This window comes from Halorubellus litoreus (genome assembly GCF_037081675.1).
Classification (GTDB): domain Archaea; phylum Halobacteriota; class Halobacteria; order Halobacteriales; family Natrialbaceae; genus Halorubellus; species Halorubellus litoreus.
In genome coordinates, this window is the sequence record NZ_JAZAQL010000004.1 from 122,677 (window position 1) to 142,330 (window position 19,654).

Annotated in this window: 13 protein-coding genes; 9 read left to right on the plus strand and 4 right to left on the minus strand. The window is 65.8% G+C overall.

All coding sequences use genetic code 11. From position 1 onward, the window contains the following. Window positions 1-112: 112 nt before the first annotated feature. The 5 genes from VYJ16_RS18335 (at window position 113) to VYJ16_RS18355 (ending at window position 6,529) form a co-directional block, all read left to right on the plus strand. The gene (locus VYJ16_RS18335; protein WP_336351771.1) at window positions 113-4,171 is read left to right on the plus strand and encodes a serine/threonine-protein kinase; all 4,059 of its coding nucleotides are present in this window, start codon (window positions 113-115) and stop codon (window positions 4,169-4,171) included. Between the two features lie 177 nt (window positions 4,172-4,348). After that, a complete protein-coding gene (locus VYJ16_RS18340; RefSeq protein ID WP_336351772.1) occupies window positions 4,349-4,888 on the plus strand; it encodes a hypothetical protein in 540 nt (179 codons plus the stop codon). Window positions 4,889-4,969: 81 nt separating this feature from the next. Further along, window positions 4,970-5,443 carry a hypothetical protein gene (locus VYJ16_RS18345; protein ID WP_336351773.1) on the plus strand — a complete coding sequence of 158 codons (474 nt, stop codon included), beginning with the start codon at window positions 4,970-4,972 and terminating at the stop codon, window positions 5,441-5,443. A 337-nt stretch (window positions 5,444-5,780) separates the two neighbouring features. Continuing rightward, window positions 5,781-6,032 (plus strand): hypothetical protein, encoded by a 252-nt coding sequence (locus tag VYJ16_RS18350; protein WP_336351774.1) that lies wholly within the window; start codon window positions 5,781-5,783, stop codon window positions 6,030-6,032. Next, complete coding sequence (locus tag VYJ16_RS18355) at window positions 6,032-6,529, plus strand: hypothetical protein (RefSeq protein WP_336351775.1); 498 nt, start codon at window positions 6,032-6,034, stop codon at window positions 6,527-6,529. Before VYJ16_RS18350 ends, VYJ16_RS18355 begins: the two co-directional genes overlap by 1 nt. A 33-nt stretch (window positions 6,530-6,562) precedes the next feature. On the opposite strand, the gene VYJ16_RS18360 is transcribed toward VYJ16_RS18355, so the two are convergent. The 4 genes from VYJ16_RS18360 to VYJ16_RS18375 all read right to left on the minus strand — a co-directional run bounded on the left by VYJ16_RS18360 (window position 6,563) and on the right by VYJ16_RS18375 (window position 15,193). Beyond that, window positions 6,563-9,223: a hypothetical protein gene (locus tag VYJ16_RS18360; protein ID WP_336351776.1), complete on the minus strand. Its 2,661-nt coding sequence runs from the start codon at window positions 9,221-9,223 to the stop codon at window positions 6,563-6,565. Between the two features lie 122 nt (window positions 9,224-9,345). Then, on the minus strand, window positions 9,346-10,734 hold the full coding sequence (locus VYJ16_RS18365) for a hypothetical protein (RefSeq protein ID WP_336351777.1): 1,389 nt from the start codon (window positions 10,732-10,734) through the stop codon (window positions 9,346-9,348). A gap of 1 nt (window position 10,735) precedes the next feature. Continuing rightward, complete coding sequence (locus VYJ16_RS18370; protein ID WP_336351778.1) at window positions 10,736-12,328, minus strand: hypothetical protein; 1,593 nt, start codon at window positions 12,326-12,328, stop codon at window positions 10,736-10,738. A gap of 123 nt (window positions 12,329-12,451) precedes the next feature. Continuing rightward, a complete protein-coding gene (locus VYJ16_RS18375) occupies window positions 12,452-15,193 on the minus strand; it encodes a hypothetical protein (RefSeq protein ID WP_336351779.1) in 2,742 nt (913 codons plus the stop codon). Window positions 15,194-15,323: 130 nt separating this feature from the next. On the opposite strand from VYJ16_RS18375, the gene VYJ16_RS18380 reads away from it, so the two are divergent. The 4 genes from VYJ16_RS18380 (at window position 15,324) to VYJ16_RS18395 (ending at window position 19,557) form a co-directional block, all read left to right on the plus strand. Next, window positions 15,324-16,007 (plus strand): hypothetical protein, encoded by a 684-nt coding sequence (locus tag VYJ16_RS18380; RefSeq protein ID WP_336351780.1) that lies wholly within the window; start codon window positions 15,324-15,326, stop codon window positions 16,005-16,007. Window positions 16,008-16,035: 28 nt separating this feature from the next. Then, window positions 16,036-17,310, plus strand: coding sequence for an ATP-binding protein (locus VYJ16_RS18385; RefSeq protein ID WP_336351781.1), 1,275 nt, complete (start codon window positions 16,036-16,038; stop codon window positions 17,308-17,310). Window positions 17,311-17,398: 88 nt separating this feature from the next. Then, complete coding sequence (locus VYJ16_RS18390) at window positions 17,399-17,584, plus strand: hypothetical protein (protein ID WP_336351782.1); 186 nt, start codon at window positions 17,399-17,401, stop codon at window positions 17,582-17,584. 71 nt (window positions 17,585-17,655) lie between these two features. Then, window positions 17,656-19,557, plus strand: coding sequence for a hypothetical protein (locus VYJ16_RS18395; RefSeq protein WP_336351783.1), 1,902 nt, complete (start codon window positions 17,656-17,658; stop codon window positions 19,555-19,557). The last annotated feature ends 97 nt before the right edge of the window (window positions 19,558-19,654 follow it).

Consider the following 19,654-nt stretch of genomic DNA (forward strand, 5'->3'; position numbering starts at 1 on the left):
TCGCGTCCGATTCGAGCCCGACCGGTCGGGCCGAAGCACCGACGTGCCGGGGCGTCCACAGCGTTCGTATCGGGCCGGGACGAACACCTGCTATCACATCCTTCCACGACTCATGACCCACGAGGACGTTATCGACCGCATCGACGCGGCGCGCGAGCGCGACCGCTCGTTCGCCGGCCTGCAGGCGCGAGCGGCTGCTGCGCGCGCCGCGGCCAGCGCCGACAGGACAGAGACAGCCGCTATCGAGGCCGTCGCCGGGCTGCTCGACGCCGAACTGGACACGCCGGCCGCCGAGAGCGAGCGAATCACGGGCCTCGACGCCATCGCGACGGACGTCGAATCGGCGTGTGTCGACGCGCTCACGGCCGTGCCGCGGGACGACTCCGCGGCGTTGGCGGCGGCGCTCCCGGTGCTCGCGCGAGCGACTCACCGCGGACGCACTGCGGCGGTCCGCGAGGCAGCGGCCGAGGAGTGCCTGCACGCGATGGTCGAACCCGACGCGATACCCGCCGACGCGGTCCCGATCTCCGACCTCGAAGCGGGATTCGCGGCGGGCGAGCGCGACGTCCGCAGGCAGCTGGCGGCGACGCGCCGCGGCGTCGTCGGGAACGGCGGCGTGTTCGAGAAGGCGGCCGGGCAGGCCCCGGAACGCGCCCCGGGGCTCGTCCGCTGGTTGCTGCGGTTCGAGGACTTCGAGCTCGTCGACAACCGCCTCTCGTTCGAGTGGGGGGTCGCGCGGGCGCTGGAGTCGCTGGATGACGAACGCGCGTCGGCGGTCCTCGACGTCGTCCTCGACCACCTCGCTCACGAGAACGCGGACTACCGGCGGACGGCCGCGGGCGCGCTCTCGGAGTCCCACGAGGCGGTGCCCGAGGGGCGCGTTGGGGACGTCCTGGACGCGGTGGGTCGGCGATTCGATGACGAGGCGTTCGGTGTCCAGGAGGACGCGGTGGCGGTCGCGCTGGCGCTCCTGGAGCGCGTCCCCGGGGCAGCGGAGCGCACGTTCGACCGGCTGCGGACCGACGTTCCGGCGGGCGCGGTGGTCGATGGGTTGCGCGAGCTCGACGAGGCCGACCCCGCCGTCCGAGCGCCCGCGGTCGAGTTCCTGCTGGACGCGTGCGACGGCGAGGCGACCGGGCGGAGCGCGTCGCGACTCGGGAACTACCTCCTCGGCGGCGGCACGCATCGCTGGACGGGAGTCGGGCGGGCGCTCGTCGCGGGGGCAGTCGCCGAGGCGGCCGCCGACGACGCGGGTCGGGCACGCGCTTCGAGCCAGGTCGCCGCGCTCGCGCCTGGCGTCGACGGTGACGACGGGAACCGCGTTCGCGCGCTGGCAGCCGTCGCGACCGACGCCGGCGTCGAGCCACTACGGGTGTTCGTCGCGCTCGTTCCACCACCGGAGAGCGTCGACGCCGGCGTCGACCCCGGGGCGTGTCTCCGGGACGTGCTTTCGGCGTGCCTCCGGGCGGCCCGCGCGCCCGACTCGACGACCCGACAGCGCGCGCGACTCGCCGCCGAACTCCTCGCGGACGTCATACGGGCAGCGGAAGGAACTAGCAACGGCGACGACAGCGATCACAGCGAGAGTGAGGCCAGTGACGGCGACGCGACGGCGGCGGTGTGCGACGCGCTCCGTGCGGTCCGGAGTCCCGGGGCCGCGACCTCGGTGTCGGTGGCTGCGCGCACCCGGGTCGTCGCGGCGCTTCCGGTCTCGGCGCGCGTTCAGGACCCGGGGCCGGTCGCCGGACTGCTCGCGCATACGGACGCCACCGTCCGGGAGCGCGCGGTCGACCTCCTCGCGACCGGGCGCGTCGACGCGTCCGGGGACGGGACGGACGAACTGGTCGGGGCGTTCGGCGAGCGACTGACCGGGGACGTCGAGTCGGTCAGAGGGGCGGCGGTCGACGCGGCGCCCGCCGTCGTCGACGGGCTGCCCGCTGGCGCGGCCGGCGGCGTGGTCGACGGGTTGCTGGAGCGGGCGGGGAGCGAGGGCGAGCGCACGCAGCGGCGAGCGATCGCCGCGCTCGTCGACGTCGCGGACGCGGTCCCCGGGGAACGCGTCGAGCAGGTCGCGACCGTCGCGCTCCTCGGCCTGCAGAGCGCGGACACCGACACGCGCTCGGTGGCGGCGGACCTGCTGGCCGCCCTCGGCCCTCGATTGTCGGCCGAACGCGCGCCCGCCGTCGCGGCGGGCGTCGTCGCCGCCACTGAGGCGTACGCGGACGTCGTCTTCGACGGCCTCGACGTGCTCTGGGCGCTCGCCGAGGTACCCGGGACGGGCGACGCGGTCGCTCGTGCGTTCGCTCGAACGCTGGCGGCGAGCCGGGTCGCTCGCGACCACCTCGCGGACGCGTCGGTCGGGTTCGAGGCGACGCCCGCGCAGGTCCGGCGCGTCGTCGACGGCCTCCTCGACCTGGTCGCGGCGGACGACGCCGACGCGAGCGCGGACGCCGCGACCGCGCTCGACGTCGTCGCGACGACCCTCCCGGCGGACCGCATCGACGCGGTCGTCGACGCGCTCGCGACCGCAGCCACCGGCGCGGACGCGGCGGTCCGGTCGGCGGCGTACGACGCGCTCGAATCCGTCGCCACCGTCGCCGCCGACGCCCCCGCGTCCACGTGGACGCCGCTCGGCGCCCTCTTCGGCCACGAGGAGCAGCGGGTGCGTCGCGGAGCCATCAGGGTCCTCACCCGGGTGCTCGACGCTGGCGGTGACCCCTCCGGCGCGGCGGACAGCGCCTGCGACGCAGCCACCGACTCGGCGACGCCGGCCGCGATGTCGGGCGCGGACGGCGACGGGACCGCGCTCGAAGTCGTCCTGGTCGCTGGGCTCTCGGACCCCGCGGCCGACGTCCGCGTCGCCGCGTCCCGCGCCCTCGGCGCGGCCGCGACCGCACCGAACGGGCCGGGCACCGACTGGGCTATCGGCCGGCTCTGTGGCCGCACCGCCGACGACGCGGCGGCCGTTCGGCAGGCCGCAGTCGAGGGCATCCGGCGCGTGCTGGCGGCCGTCGACGCGGCCGCCGCGGACGAGCCCCGGTCGGTCCGGGACGTGCTCGCCGACCGCGTGGCGGAGGACCCGGACGCGGCCGTCCGCGAGGCGGCGGTCGCGGCGCTCCTCGGTCCCGGTGGCGCCATCCTGGACGTCGACGGCGGGCGCGCCCGCCTGGACGACGCGGCGGCCGCACTCGAGGACCACGTGACGTCTGTCCGCGAGACGGCGGTCGAGGCACTCCCGGGGTTCCTCGAGCGGATCGACGCGTCGCTCGGACTGCGGTCGCGCGCGGTCATCCACCTCGAAGAGCGAATCGAAGCCGACGAGTCGTCGACCGTCCGCCGTCGGGCCGCGGCCGCCGCCAGCGACGTCCTCGCGGCCGTCGTCGACGACTACGGCGCGTACGAGTACGGGAGCGACGAACACGTGGGCGAGTACCCGCCGGCGTCGTGGCTTCGGGAGGCGCTCTCGGACGTCGACCCGCGCGTCCACGCGGCGGTCGTCGACCGCCTGCCGGCGTTCGCCCCGACGCTCGACGATCGGACCGCGGGGGTCGCGGTCCGGAAACTCGTCGTCGCCCGACGGGCCCGCGAGGGCTGGCCGACCGACGGGGACCTCGCCGCGCTGACCGCGCTCGTCGACCGCCTCGACCCCGACCGGATGCGGAGCATCGAATCCCACATCGTCGCCGCGCTCAGCGACGCCGAGGGCGAACGACTGAGGACGCTGGCGGTCGCGCTCGCCGCCGCCGTCGAGGGCGAGGGCGGCGTGGAGAACGACGTCGTCGAGACGCTCCTCGACCGCATCGCGACCGCACGGAAACGGACAGGGCATTTCGGGGAACGCGTCCCGTCCCCGCAGGCCGACTCGGCACGCGACGTCCTCGTCGACCTCGTCGAGACGTCTCCCGAGGCGTTCGGGAAGCGCGTCGACGCCGAGACCCTCCGGTTCTACGTCGGACACGACCGCGAGGCGGTCCGGGCCGGCGCCGCCGCCGTCCTCGCCGCCGTCGTCGAGCACGGCGACGATCCCCGGGCGGCCGTCGCGACACGCGACGACCTCCGCGCGTCCCTCACCGTCGACGTCCTCTCGGGCCCGGCTCGACTCGCCGTCCTCGCGGCGCTCGCCGACGGGACGCTCCTCGCGCGCACCCACACCGCCGGAGACGACCGCTGACGGAGCGCCGCGACCCCGGCGCGTCGCTCCACGAACGCGAACCCGCCGTTCGGACCGTCGTCCATATCGAGGGATTCCGCGTCGACCGCCCGGGTCGACCCCCCTGGAGTACTTGAATGGAGCGTTTAGTCGCGAGTGAACACTCGGACCGGGAGGGTGGCGCGAGAGGGTTCGCGTATGTCGACGCAATCGACGACCCGATGCGAGTACTGTGGTCGCACCGACGACGCCGTCTCGACGCGCCGCGGTCGCGGCGCGCAGGCGCTCTGCGACGCCTGCGACGCGTGGATCACCGAGCGAATGGGAGAGATGACCGTCGCGGTCCCAGACGCACCCACTCGCGACAGCCGCGAGCGCGACGCCGACGTCGACGCGGACTCGGGGCGCGTGCTCGCGCTCGACCCCGACGCGGACGCGACGGCGGCCCTGGAGTACTCCAGTGGCGTCAGCTACGAGGTCATCGGCCAGCTCGAGGCCGCCGGCTTCGAGACCGTCGAGGACCTCTGGACCGCCACACGCGACGACCTCCTCGCGGTCCCCCACGTCGAACCGGCGGACGTCGACGCGATACTCGACAGCATCTCGACCCGGCCCACGCGCGGCTTCGTCGAGACCCTCGAGGAACTCGACGCCGAGGACGTCGACGCGCTCGGCGACACCGACGGGGGCCCCGGCGACGATGACGACCCCAGCGACGACGACGCCGAGATACTCTGACTGAACTTTTCCACGTCGAGTTCGACGCGAAAGAGCGAGTGCCCAGTTAGCTTTAGGTGTCAATATGACAAGAATAGAGTGATGCTCGGTCCGCTAGAACGCAGTCACCTCGAGAACAAAGTCCGGATGGTTCCCGAGTACGAACTCGATAGGTTGAGAGACAACTTCCGCTTGAACGGTCACTTCGACGCCATCGACGTGGTCACACGCGAGAAGAACCGTCGAGCGGCAATTCGAGAGGAGGAACGACGACGAGAGGAGGTCCTCAGGAGACAGGAACGGCGAAGCTCGAAAAAATCGGCCGAAACCCAGAGCAGCGAGATATCGCCCATACGGATGGGAGAGGGGCGGACTGGATGGGAGTGTGACGATTGCGGGAACGAACCAGAGAGGAATTATCAGCGTCTGATCTCAGGTCTGAAGGTACACACCGCAGAGTTGCTCGGATTGCTCGATTGGGAGTACACCTACGAAGAGGACACATGGGCGTACGAACAGCATTCGATAATCGAATGCCCGGAGTGCTCCAACTACTACGTCGCCTTCACCGATTGAACCGCTCGGTCGGCCCTCCATCTCAAGCACTCTGTCAAAATTGAGCGGTCGTCGGACGGCTTACGTGTGGCCGCCAGACGAACCGGACTACCTCTCGCGCAAGGTCTCGCCATCGAGCCACTGTTCCAAACTACGGGGCTTGGCCCCGTCGGGGAACGACTATTTAGACCCGGAAACGCCGAAGGCGCGGCCGTGGTGGGCTATCGAACGCAGTCTCGACCCGACTGCGGTCGAATAATCAACCGATCACAGGACATGAACACGCTCTGACTTAAAGAAACTGTTTGGTTACCACCTCGAGACCAGCACCGGGGAGTCGGCGGGCTACGTCTCGTGTATGTCGTGGCACAACCACTTCGAGCCGGAGTGCGAGAGCGGACACGAATCGACCGCGATGCGCGACGACGGCCCCGTCCACCACGGGCAGAGCCGGACGTACGTCTGCCCGGTCTGCGGGCGTGAGGTCCTCGCGTCGAACGTCCCCGGGGAGCGCGAGCCGTCCACGCGCCAGCTCCGCGCCGGCACGAAGCCGGCGACGGACGCCCGGGTCGACCGCGTCGGCGCTCGCGGCAACGGGGGTGGGGTCTGATGCGGACCACCGCGACGGACGCGCCGCGGGACGCCTCGGGCTGGAACTGGGTCGGCGTCGCCCCCGCCGACACCGCCGGCCGCGTGAAGCTCCCGCGTGCGCTCCTCGAGGAGGGCGTGTTCGACCAGCACGACGAGGCCTACTGGGGCCACGAGAAGAACACCGGAACGCTCGTCGTCTCCCCCGCTCCCCTCGAGCTCGAGGACTACCACAGCCTCTCCGAGTCCCGGAGCATCGGGAGCCGCGCCGACGGCCACCGCTGCACCGTCCCCCACCAGTACAAGCCCGGGACCTCCGGGCAGCTCCCCGAGGTCCTCCAGAACCAGGACCCCGCGTTCGACGGCGAGGAGCGCGTGCACTTCGTCTACCACGACGCCGTCCTGGAGCGTGACACCCCGTGGTGCTTCGTACTCCCCGAGAGCGACTTCGAGGAGCGCATGCTCGCGCCCGCCGACTGGCCCGAGACCGTGTTCCCGAAGTCCGAGCGCCTGCTCTGACTGGGGCGCGAAAACTATTTGACTTGTTTGTTTTTAGTATGTCTGCCTGATGGCGACTTTCTGGACACGTGTTCGGATTCGTAGCAATTTAAGCAGGTCCTCCTCATCATTTACTGTATTCGAAATTGCTCGGTCCAGAGACTGAGCAACAGAAGGGTCGGCCTGTTCAACCACGCCATTCCTCTCTAAAAGTGGTATTAGATCTGCAGCATGGGCTTCAAGAAGCGACGGATTACTTCGAGTAGTATCATTAAGGACGTCAACGATATCCGACGGCGAAATATTGCCGCTCTTACTTAATGCAACGAGAGCTTCTGTAATTGCCTCCAGATCGCCATCCAAACTAAGAGTCTCGCCGCTTCGATCTGCACTATTCTCAGTCGGTTCGAGTGCCAAAGCGCACTGCTCTAATCCGCCTTTGATTTTCCTTACTCCGAGCTGGTCGACGACTTGCGGAACCTGTAATAGAATCGCCACATTCTCTGGGTCGTCATGTAGGAGCGAACGAGCAAGTGAAACGACCGACTCGATTTGTTCATTGGTGAGCCAGTTGCGCTCCACGTACCCAGCAAGCACGTTGAGAGCAGTGCTACGGAACCCAGGTTGATTGTCGCCACATGAGATCTGCTCAACCAATGGGTGAACTAGTTGCTGGACGCTTGTTCCTGTCAGTGGTGGGATGCGTTGTTCGGTTTGCTCACGATAAGAGTCGAACTCCCTCGGAATAGAATCATTAAGTAAAGCTATGGTTTGATGTCTAATGTTCGGATTCTCACTCTGGATGCGTTCGACTAATGGAGTTAGCGACGCTGTCGAACCTGTTGCCGGTAATGCCTCAAAGACGTCATCAGGTACGGCAGACGGAGTGCCCTCGGTGTTAGATGCAGCGTCAATCCACAACCCTATAAATTCGATTCCCTCTTCGGGGTCCCCGAATGTTCGCAGAAGAGCTATGGACTCCAACGCGGCCCTGATAGCCCAGGATTCTTCCCAATCTGCATCTGGAATCCGGCTACCCAATGCGTCAATAAACGCGTCAAGGTCTAACTTCTCATGAGAATCGTAGTTAGAAATGATTGCGGCCGCCGCATGAGTAGCTTCCGCACCCGATGCGAGCTCAGTCGCTGAGTATTCGGAAAGGTATCGTTCGGCCAGCCCCGATCCAAGCAAATTCGCTTCTGCGGCATACCGGATTGCAGTATGTGAATGTTTTCTTTGAATATATTTCGAATCGAAAACAGCTTCGAGCAGATCTTCAAATGTATCATCAAACACCGTACGGTCTCGGTCAGTGATGGAAGCAACCTTACAGAGTAATTCACCAGGGTGGTTTAGCTCAACCTCCTCGATATTGCCATACAAAATTTTTCTTTTAAGTTCTCCGATTAAATGACGGCCAGGTCCTCTTTCTAAAGCATCGACAATCACGGGGAATGGTCCTTCCCCTGGCCCTTGGGTAGCTTTAACCAAAGAATCAAAATATAGAATATTTTTCATATTGGTCAGTCCTCCATCAATTTCGTCCCCCAATATTATGCTGTAAAATATAGAGTTAATGAACTGCTCAGTTGTGAGGCCTTTGTCCACAAGCGCTTGGAGCAATCGAATAGCAGCGGTTTTTGCGTGACTAAACGACGCAATCGCTGCCTGAAGCCTCTCGAAAAGTATTGGCAGGTCACGCTCAACCAAGACATCTGCCAAAGTGAGTATATAGAGTGTTTCGAATACCTCTAGATGAAGATCGTCGTTGCTGAATATTTTTATAGTTGATAACACATCAATCCAATCGTTTCGATATTCAGGATTTGACGTCTGTGCTATCGCTCGGCCCAATCCCCAAATAGCTACGGCATCGCGGTCGTCTTTGAACTTTTCTGCGGCGGCGATAGTCTCTTTGAGCCGGTTAACGAGATCGCGAGGTTGGGTCTTCCTGTCCTGGCTGAGTCTATCAGATAGTAAAGTCCTTATATAGCGTCCCCAGAACTGTACCAATGGTTCAGAAGCGGCCTCAAATTTGTCTATTACAGCGTTAGCTTGTTCAACTCCTCCCGTCCCAAGTTGAGGGTGTGTGAGCAAGACAGCTGCAGCGCGGGCGTCAGTACGATCGACATCGTCCGGTGTCGATTCTTTCAGTATACGGTTGATTACTGCATCGCGGGTCTCTTTCAGGACGTTTGAGTTTCTCCTCACAGTATTTGGACTTGCGGCGAAAAGAAGCTGATCGAGTACAGTAACAAGGATTTTTGATGTCGATGGCTGGTGGTCGAAAGTCGCATATCCAACCATTTCTTCCAAACTTGAGTCGACGATATTCCCCTGCTTGATCGTTTTTGAGAGGGCTCGCAAGAGCCGTTCGTCCCCAGCCAAGAGTCCGTTTGCAGCCAATCGGCGTTCGATATCAAATAGTCCAATCTGTCTGACGCAGTGTCGCTGAACCTCCTCGGAAGAACGAGCCATATCGAACAGGCTCGTAGCGTTGCTCATTGAGAAGGACACCTGTTCGCGAAGGACGACGGCGATGTCGGCTAGAAGTTCGGGAAACTCTTCGGCCTCACAAAGTGTCCAAGGTATCTTGGCAAGGGTAGCTTCACGGGTATATATAGTCGATGGCAACTGTCCCTTCCCTCGTGTGATCTCTGCCCGAATACGCTGAATTGCGATGTCTTCTTGTTTGCTTGGATGTCTTACACACATATGGTGTCAGTTTATGTATATTGATTGTTTGTTTCTATGAACTCGAACCTCATAGACATTTAGTAGGATACCGTGAAAAATTCTCTGGCTGTTAGGGATTCGACAGGTGTGCTGCTTTGCCGTTAGGTTCCCGCATAGATGAGGATGGCCGAGGACGCGAGCGCGAGGAGTGCGGCGACGACGGCGGCGGTGAGCGCTATCCGGCGGAGGTCCGAGCGCGCGGTCGACGGTCGGTGGGTGCGCTCGCGGGCGTCCGTGGAGCGGTGGCGGGCGACGGCGACGGCGGCGAGGACGAGCGCCGCTGCCCCGGGGACAGCGAGCGCGCCCGCGCCGCTGGCGGCGTCGAGGACGGCGGCGCGGACGACGCCGGGGTCGGTCGCGGCGAGGTCGCGGGCGGTCGTCTCGACGCGCCAGCCGGCGAGCCGAAGCGGTTCCCCGCCGAGGACGCCCACGAGGACGCCCACGAGGGCGGCGACGAGCGCGATACGGACGCGACGGTAGCGCGCTCGCCACTCGTCGACGATCGCGAGCGACGAGTGCGCGCCGAGGCGCGCGTCCAGGAGCTCGCGGAGCACGTCCTCGCCGGTGTCGTCGTCGACCGCCTCGTCCGTGGCCGCGTCGCGGTACGCGTCGCCGAGCGCCGCGACGGGCTCGACGAGGTGCTCGCGAGCGCGCTCCCGGGCGACCGCGTTCCGCTGGACGTCCAGTCGCTCGCGGGTGTCCGGGAGGGGCTCGACGCTGCTCCCCGCCGGCAGGTCGCCGTCCGGCCGTATCACGACGTCCACGTCGTCGATGGCGTCGACGCGGCCGGCCTTCGACACGGCGATCGTCACTCCGGTGTCCGCGAGCGCGTCGACGAGGAACGCGAAGAACCGCGTCGCGTCGTACGTCGACCGCGTCTCGAAGTCCAGTCCCGCTCCGCGAGCGGGCGCGGGCGGGCCGTCCACACGGACAGGACGGTCACCGTCGGCCGCGTCGTCGCGCTCGGGAGGGGAGTCGCCGTCGTCATCAGGGTCGCCGTTCGCGTCCGCGTCGTCGGCGTCGGCGAGCAGGAGGTCGTCGGCGACGTCGCCGAGCGACCATCCCTCGCCGGGGAACAACCGGCTGGGGAGCCAGGAGCGACCGCCCGCCTGGGCGTCCTCGGTCTCGACGAACCGCCTGACAGCGTCGTGCTGTGGATCCGCGAGCCAGAGCTGGTCCTCCGTGAGGCCGTCGAGCGCCCACCGCGCGCTCGCGGCGTTCTCCCTCGGCGCCGAAGACACCGATAACCCCGACGCGTCGACGCCCTCGAGCGCCGGCCGGACCCGAGAGAGGTCGATTTCGTCGTCGAACGTGCACTCGACGGTGCCCTGGACGGGCTGGCCGAGCCGACCCTCGAAGTACGAGCAGACGACGCCCGCGGCCGTGTCCGCGTACAGCAGGACGACGCCGGGGTCGATGTACTCGAGCGTCCGCGAGTCCTCCCCGAACAGCGCCTCGCCGTCGTTCCGGAACACCTGGACGTCCGGCATCCTACGCACCTCCCTTGATGCGGCGGAGGAGCGACCGCGCGCCGTTCACGGTGATCGGGCGGTCCGGGACGGGCTCGCCGGCCTCCAGGGACGCGTCGTGGTCGAGGTCGTAGTAGACGGGGTGGACGCGGTCGACCTGCGCCTGGTTCACGAGCGGCCCGAGCTTCTCCCGGCCCTCCGGCGACTCCAGGAGGTAGTAGTTCACCCACTGGAAGAAGTCCAGGCGCGTGTCGACGGTCCGGTAGAGCTGGTAGAGGTAGTCCGACTTCGTCACCACCAGCACGACCTCCTTCTCCTCGAGCAGGCTCTCGTCGACGTGCCGGAGGATCTGGACGTACGTCTCCAGGTACGACGACAGGTCGTCCTGCATCCGGTAGTCCTCGTCGCCGTAAGGGACCTCCGGGACGAGGCTGCCGGCGTCGACGATCACGCAGAGCGTGTCCGAGTGCACGATCTGCTTCGCCATCAGGCGCTGGATCTCCGCGGAGTCCAGCCCCTCGGCTTTCTCCGGAATCGAAGGCAGGCCGCGCACGGACTCGTAGACGTACACGACCCACGCCAGCGACAGCTTCCGCGACGGCGCGAACGCCTTCACGTACTCGACGAGTTTCGCGCCGACGTACTCGCCCGCGTAGTCGAGGACGTCCACGTTGACGTACTCCTTGAACAGGGCGCCGTCGAGCGACCGGAACCGGTGGAGGTGCGTCTCGCCCTTCTCGGTCGGCCCGGTGTAGTCGTCGTCCCCGAACCCGTCGACGGCGTCGTCGTCGCCGTGAATCGAGCTCGACAGCGACGTGAGCGGCTCGGACGGGTTCAGGCGCGTGTTCGGCGACTCCTGTTCGGCGGCCTTGTAGAGCGCCGCGGCGAGCATCGTCTTCCCGGCGCGTTGCACGCCGAGAACGAACACGTCGCGCTGCGCGCGATAGCTCGTGAACAGGTGCGCGCCGATGACGAGGACGGAAGCGGCGACGAAGTCCGTGAAGAGGTCCGCGCCGACGAACGTGACGTTCGTGACGGCGGCGGCGGTCTGGAGGCGGCCGTCGGCGAACGACACCGGCGTCGTGTACGACAGGTGGCGTTCGAGGAACCCGACGGTGACGATGGTCGCCACCACCCAGAACAATGCGGCGGTCGCCGCCCGGAACTCGTACGGGGGCTTCCCGTTTCGCAGGCGGCGACCGCCCGCGAGCACGAACGAGAGCGCGAACCCGGCCGCGAGGACCGGCGCGTTCTCGACGGGCTGCAGGGACGTCAGGAGGCCGTTCGACCGGAACCCGACGAACGCGATGGCCGACGCGACCACGAGCAGGACGCCCTGCACGCGCTTGATGTCGTCGAACAACAACAACGCGACCAGGCCAGCGTACGCGCCGAGCCAGAACAGCACGAACTCCAGGTGACTCACCCCGACCAGTTCCTCGAGCGTGACGACCAGCGTCCGACTGAGGCCGCCGGACTGCCACGCCGCACTCACCATCTTCGTCGCCGCCGGCGTCACCACCGCGATGAGCGCCAGATAGACGACGAGGTCTACCTTCTCCCAGAACGCGTCGAGACCCTCGTGGTCTCGCTCGGAAACAGTTGGTTGCTGCATGCACCACTGGCTTCCGGTGAAACCACCCTAAACCGGAGGCTGCGGGTACAGGTTTCGTAATTCGGAGTCGTTCGAGCCGAGGTGTGCTCGAAGAGCGGGTCCTCTGGCCGCCAGTGAAAGCCGTTACCGAGAACTCGCTGGACTGTCGGTCTCGGCCAGCAGTGAAACGACCCGCAGTTTCGATTCGACCGACGAAACTCGGTCCACGTGACGAACCAGCTGGTCGGCTATCGGTTCCGGCAACGGCTGAACGCCCGAGAGTGTCGAAACCAGATCGATAACTGCCTCCTGAGTCCGCTCGATTCCGTCCAGCGCGTTCTCGACGAGCGGACGGTCTTCGTCGGGGTTCGATCGAAGAAGCAGGTCGAGGGCTCTGTTGGGTTCGATAGCACCAGCACGGAGTGCCGACTCGAGCAACTCGAATCCGGCCTTCGACCCGCCTTCTTCGTGAAGGGAATCCTCGAACCGTAACCTGTCGCGGGAGTCCGAGTGGCGGAATGCTCGCGCGCGAAGCGCTCCCAGTTCTTCGGCATACGTTCGTTTTCTCCGAGTCCGAACCCGTGACTTGGCGTGCTCGATGAGTGGGTCGTCCGCGCCCCAGTCCGAGTACGCGGTGACGATGCCCAGTACCTCGGGCGTCTTGGCTAGCTGTGCGGTAATCGTGTCGCTATCCCCGTGCGCGAGTGCGATTGCGTACCCGGTCGCGCCGTACAGGCGGCGTGGTCGTTCCACGGGTGAGTCCGGTGAGCGAACCGCGTTCCATATTCGACGCGAGGCACCCTCCAGGAACTGTGGCGCTCCGTGTCCAGCGACAAACGCGAGCGCTGCTGCCTCCGGTTTGGTGCGGGTGCTTGGCTCGTTGGCCAGCCGTTCGGTCAGGGTGTCGAGCGCTTCCCGTCTCTTGGACCGGTGTGTGACTCGTTCGAGTTCACCGGCAATTCTTGCTGCAGGACGTGTCTTCAGGCCCCCCTCCCCGTCGGTGACCGCCCGCAGACCAGCGAGTTCCGCGGACGAGTACGCGGTGTCGTCCACGAGCACTATCCAGCCGCAGAGTTCGGACGCGACGTCGTCGTTGACCGCTTCGAGGTCCCACTCCACATCGCCGAGAGACAGCTGTTTGACGCGTGATTCCCTCGCCGCTGCTCGAAGCCGTCGCACGGCTTGGACGGAATCGCCGCCATTCGCGACGACGAAGCCGAGCGCTTGCGATGCGCGCTCGTTCGCCGAGGGCCCGCCAGTCCGGACGTGGTCAGCGAGTCGTCCGGCCGCGGAGTCTCGGATACTGTCGTCGAATGCCGATAGCGTTCCGAGTGCAGTCGCGGCTCTGCGACAGCCGGGCGTGTCACTGGCCTGAACGATTTCAGCCAAGCCCGCAGAGAGCGACACGTCGTCGACCTTGAAACTGAACGCGACGAGTAACCCGAGTCGTTTGGCGACCTCGGACTCGATTCGAGCGGTCTCAGGGGCGACGGAATCCATCACTCGTCGGACCGACTGTGGTGGACTGTAGGTGTCGGCAGCGGCGACTACGACGCCGAGGGCTGCCTGTGCTTTCTCGGGCCAAAACGTTGGCTCTTCGAAGGCGTCGGCGATGTGGCGGGCGAGCCCTCGAACCGTTTCGCGTTCGTCGTAGGGGTCGCCGTAGGCCGAGATGTAGCCGAGAACACTCTCCGGATTTGCGAGCGGTAGTCTATCGCTGGGACGAGACTCGTCTCTGAGGGAGGCCGCGAGTTCGTCGACGACGTCGAACGTGTCGTCTGAATCGAGGTAGCCCGTCGCCCGGCCGAGTATCGGGAGGAGTTCTTGATGGCCGATCGACGCTGTTCGGACGCGTGCTGCTAGGGCATCGAGGTCGACTCCGGTTCGCGAGAGTGCGCCGGTTGCGATGAGGTTGCCGAGGACCTCGGCCGCCCGCTTCCACGGGTATGCAGGTCGGGCACGGACATCGCCGCAGAGCCCCTCGACCACGTGACTCTCAGTATCGGCATCCGAGAACAGGGTGAACAAGAGTCCGAGAGTCTCAGCGGCCTCCGCTCGGTCGAAGCTAGTTCCGGTGCTCACGAAACGTCCGAGAGTCTCGAAGATGACCGACATCGACACCTCCGCCTCGAAGTCCGTCGCCCGAGAGACTGCTGCCAGACCGATTGCGCCCCACAATATCTCAGCGTCTCGACCGTTAGCACCGTAGCCTCGTAGTTCGTCGAAGGGTTCGGCCGCCAGTTGCAGTACCGCCACTACTGACGAGCATGTCGCGACGGCTCTGGGTTGGTGTAGAGCGACGAGTGCGAGGAACCGGATAGCAGCGGGAGTCGACTGAACCGTTGAACGAGCGGGCCCCGGTCCACGAAGGTCGTCGATGACGTGTTCGGCGACCGAATCGGCGGTCGTGTGAATGTCGATTCGGTCAATCACGAAGGCCGGTTCACGGAGTGCGAACCCGTCGAGGACGGTTAGCGCGTGGTCGACCACGGACGTAGCCGCTGTCTCGACCATCGTCGTTTCGAGTGCATCGAGAACGACGTGCTTCTCGGACGTATCTAATCGGACCACGAGAGTGTCGATATCGAAGGCGGCGAGCGTGGCGGCGAGGAGTCGACGGCTGTCCGCGAGTACGTCGGACACCCCGAACACGGCGGCCGCTGAATCCGGGGCCGGACGAGTGAGCAGCCTCTGCAACTGGTCGGCGACCGTTGCGGGGAGATGGTGAGAGTCCGGATTCTCTCGCGCGTACTGGAGAGCCCGTTCGCATACGGTTCGACCGTGGAGGACTGTCGACGGCCCGGGATTGTGCGGGAACGCGGTCTCGAGTTCATCGACGATCTCCGGGACGTCCGTTCCGGCCGTATTCGGAGAGCGCCGCGTCATGAATCGTACATCTCGTTTCGTGGCGTTCTATCAAAATAGCACGGGTCCTTCCTCGTGTGGTCCGGTCGGTTACAGGTCGTGTGAGCGGCCGGCCCCGCCTTTTACCATCGGGGGGTTTTCTCCGAGTGCGATGCTCCGACGCATCATCTCGAAGACGAAGCGATGGGTGAGCGTGAACGTCATCGGACGCAACCCCATCGAGAACATGAGTTCGCTGGAGCTCGAGCGGCGCATCCGGAAGCTCGAGCGCCAGAAGAAGGAGTACAAGAGCGATATGACCAAAGCGAAGCAGCAGTACGACGAGAAGATCCACCAGGCTCAGGAGGCCGACGAGACGCGCGTCCCGGAGATCAAGTCCGAGGCGTCGCGGCTCCTCTCGAAGTACGAGGCCATCCGCTCGCAGTGGATGGAGACCCTCGTCGGCCTGCGGTTCATGCAGCAGGCGGCGCTCGGGAAGCAGATCAGCGCGGACGGTCCGGATGCGCTGCCGTCGAACATGAACCCCCGCCAGTTCGAGGGGGCCGCTCAGATCATCGAGAAGAAGATCGAGGATCGCGAGGACGGCATCGACCGCTGGAACGTGGCGGCCCAGCGCATGGAGGGCATCAGCAAGGGCGGGTCGGCGCACATGGACGCGATGGCGGACGAGCGCGTCGAGGCTGCGGTCGACGCGGCTCGCGACGGCGACGACGTCCCGACGCTCGAGGAGCTCGCCGACGAGACGTTCAGCGACGTCGAGGAGACGGTGTCCGAGGCGGAAGCGAGCGCGTCCGCGTCCGCCGGCCAGCGCGCCGGCGAGGGCGAGCGCTTCTGAACTGACCGCGGTTACCCATTTTTCAGTCATGACGCACGATGCTTACCGGATAGAGATACTACGAGAACAGTACGAGGACTCCTTCGAGTCCGCCCAAGAGCACCGGCGGGAGGGCCGCAAGCAGGCGGCGGCGCGAGCCTACGTGGACGCGGCGGAGACGCTCGCGAAGCTCGACGAGGCGACCGACAGCGACCGCGCGCACCAGGTCGAGCGCCTGGAGCGGGCGGCGGAGATCCTCGAGCGCGGCGAGGACCTCGAGGACCACTTCAAGCGCAACCAGGAACCGGCTGGGGACGGGCCCTCGGGTGGTGTCGATGGCCCGCCGCCGGGCGCCGGCGGTGAGGGCGACGAGGAGATGCGCGCGCAGATGGAGTCGTTCATCGCGGAGACGTCGACGACGTGGCAGGACATCGGCGGCCTGGACGACGTCCAGCACGACCTGAAGCGTGCGGTGGCGCTCGGGTCGGTCGCGAACAAGCCGGACGCGGTGTCCGCGACCGAGCGCATCCTCATGTTCGGCCCTCCAGGTACTGGCAAGACGCTGCTCGCGAGCGCGGTGGCTGGGTCGCTCGACGCGACGTTCTTCAAGGTCGAGCTCGGGAACCTGCTGTCGAAGTGGTACGGGGAGTCCTCGAAGCAGATATCGGCCTTGTTCGAGACGGCGGCGGAGTTGAGTCCGAGCGTCGTGTTCCTCGACGAGGTGGACTCGCTCGCGCAGTCTCGAGACGGTGACATGAACGAGACGTCGCGGCGCGTCCTGGACACGCTGCTCGCCGAGCTCGATGGCGTGGACAAGGAGAGCGACGACTTCGTGCTCACGTTGGCCGCGACCAACACCCCCTGGCATCTTGACAGTGCGATTAGAAGTCGGTTCCCGAAGCGCATCCACGTCCCCCTCCCCGGGGTCGACGCCGCCACCGAGATCATCCGCATCCACACCGTCCACGGTGGCGTCGACTTCGACGGCCACCCCAGCGCGTTCGTCGACGACCCCCAACAGGCCCACGGCGCCGACAGCCCCGAGCGCGCCATCGCCCAGCGCTGCGTCGCCGACGGCTACACCGGCCGCGACATGGAAGCCCTCTGCAGCGCCGCCGTCAACAACATGGTCACGCGCCACAACCCCAACCTCGCCCGCCTCGTCGACGACAGCGTCAAACGCCTCCGCTCGCACACCCTCGACGTCGGCGCCATTCTGCCCCAGGACGTCACCCACGCGTTCGCCACCACCTCGCCCTCCCTCCCCGAGGAGGACGTCGCGCGCTTCTACGACTGGAACGACGAATACGGCTCGCAAACCTGACCCCCCAGTCGCACCACGCACCCTTCTTCCGCTACAACGCTCGTAGCCGAACTCCAAGCCTATCGAACCCGCCCGCGAACGACGAGGTATGTCCCAGCGCGACCGCGAGTTCTGGACCAGCGACCACCGGTACGAGGACCTCGCCAAGCAGTTCGAGCGGAACATCGAGATCCGCTACCCCGAGGCGTTCCGGAACTGCTGCTGTGGCTTCCCGTACTGCACGTTCGACGCCTCCACCGTCACCTACTACGAGTACCGGGGCAGCGCCATCTGATGCCGCGGCCAGGACGGAGTCCGGCACCCGGGCCCTGGTCTTTTCTACGCCTGTCCCCATAGACGACTACGATGACCGACCTCCGGCTGGGTGTCCTGGACGGTTCAGAGTGGAGCGGCGAGACCCAGCAATTGCTCTCCGTGGCGGAGACGCTACTGGAGCCGGAGTCCGCGCCGGGTTCCGGGCCAGTGACGGCGCTCCACCGTCGGAAGGAAGCGTGTCAAACGCTCGGTGGGTTCGTCGAGATGGATCAGCGAGTCGGTGTCGCCTCGCTCCCGGTCGTCCGTACCGTACTTCGGGAAGAAATCGAGCGGTCCTTTGACGCGTCCGCCGACGACATGTTCAAGCGACCGCTCTCGAACGCAATCGAGTCGAAGCTCCTCGCGATACTCGTGAACACGACCACACCGGAGTCAGTAGCGGCGTTCGAGGACGACTTCCTGTCCCTCGTGGACCTCCTCGGTCGGGCGCTAGTGGCGGTCGATTCGAGAGAGTCTCGGATCGACTGTATCGAAGGCCTGAACACCGTCAGCTGGGTGTTCCCGGCCGAGATTGTCGAGCTCGTGGCCGTTCCAGCGGTCGTCCGCGAACTGGTCGCACTCCTGCCCGAGCTCTCGACCGAGACGACCCGGCGGACGGTGCTGCACCTGTTGGCCGTCCTCACGACGAGGGACGATGACGTCGTGAACGACCCAGAAGACTTGTTCGCGCGCATCGAAGTGGCCGCTCCGTTCAGCGATTACCGCTGTCAGGCGTTCGCCCTCGCGATAGCAGAGGCACTGGACATCACGACGACGGGGATAGAGTTGAACGTTCGCAACGGGAACCCGATCGCGGTGCTTCGGGAAGCATTTATCAGGAACGACGACCTCGGCGGACGGCGGTTGCGAGCGCAAGCCCTGGGGGAGCTCGTCGCCACGTGTCCAACGTACTACCCGGACGCTCCGTCTGAGTTGGTCGACCGGGTGAGGGTCGGTACCGACAGGTCTCGGTCAACTTTGGCTCGGGCGCTGGGGTTCGTCGTCGTCTCCGACAACGTCGATGAGGATGGAATACCGAGAGCGGTGTACGATGCGTTGCAGCACGACCGCGGCTATCCGCTATCAATCAACACGAGTGCGATAGCAGCGGTGCTCGAACACCAGGACGAGTCGACCTTCCCGGAACGGATGCTCTCCGATGTGGTCGAGGCGAGCGGTGACCGGAGGCGTGAAATAGCCAGGGCCCTCGGGAAGGTCGCGCTCGAGGTGGACGAGGATCAGCAGGAAGTCCCGGAGCATCTGGCGGACCAGATAACGGACGAGAACCCGGTCCGGCGGAGCAAGGCCAGGCGTGCCATCGGGGAGTTGGTCGCTGCAAGCGCCTTCGGTCGTGAGGGCGCGGAGTCGCTGCGAGCGGAGATAGCGGACAAAGACGGATACCGTGATCTCGAAGCGCTCGTGGTAGCGCTCGGAGAGGTGACGACGGAACGCCAGTTCTACGAGGACGCGGTGCTCGATGCAGTGGTCAGCGAGCTACGGGACAGTTCAGGAACGAGACGGCTCGCTGGTGACTACGTTCTCGGCCGACTGGTGCTGGGCGACGCGCCGCTCGACGTCCTCTCGACCGAGTTCCCCGACAGAGCAGACGAGGACTCATTCAAATCGAAATACGGCAACGGCTGGGGAGCACGCCACCTGAGACTCCGGTTCGTCTCGGAAACTGCACCCATCGACGTGGGCGAGTTCGCCAACTTCCTGTCCGAGTGGGATTCGGAATCGGAGCCCTCCAAGTACGAGGTGTTGGACTGGGAAGCACTCGAGGCCCGTGCTTGCGAGGCGGTCCTGGAGGTGTCGCATGCGGTGGTAGCGAACTCCCCTGTTCCACGACATCCGGCATTGAAGACCGACCTTCGGCGATTCGTCACCGACGGCGACGGCGTTCCCGACAGGAGTAGGCTCGCTGCCGTTCTCGTCCTGTCGGTGCTGGAGTGAGCGTCGTCGAAACCGAGTGACGGCTATCTGAGCGGAGGGAGACTGGGTGTGTCAGGGAGAGAGGGTCTTGGCGAAACGTGCACGGCAGCGAGCCGGT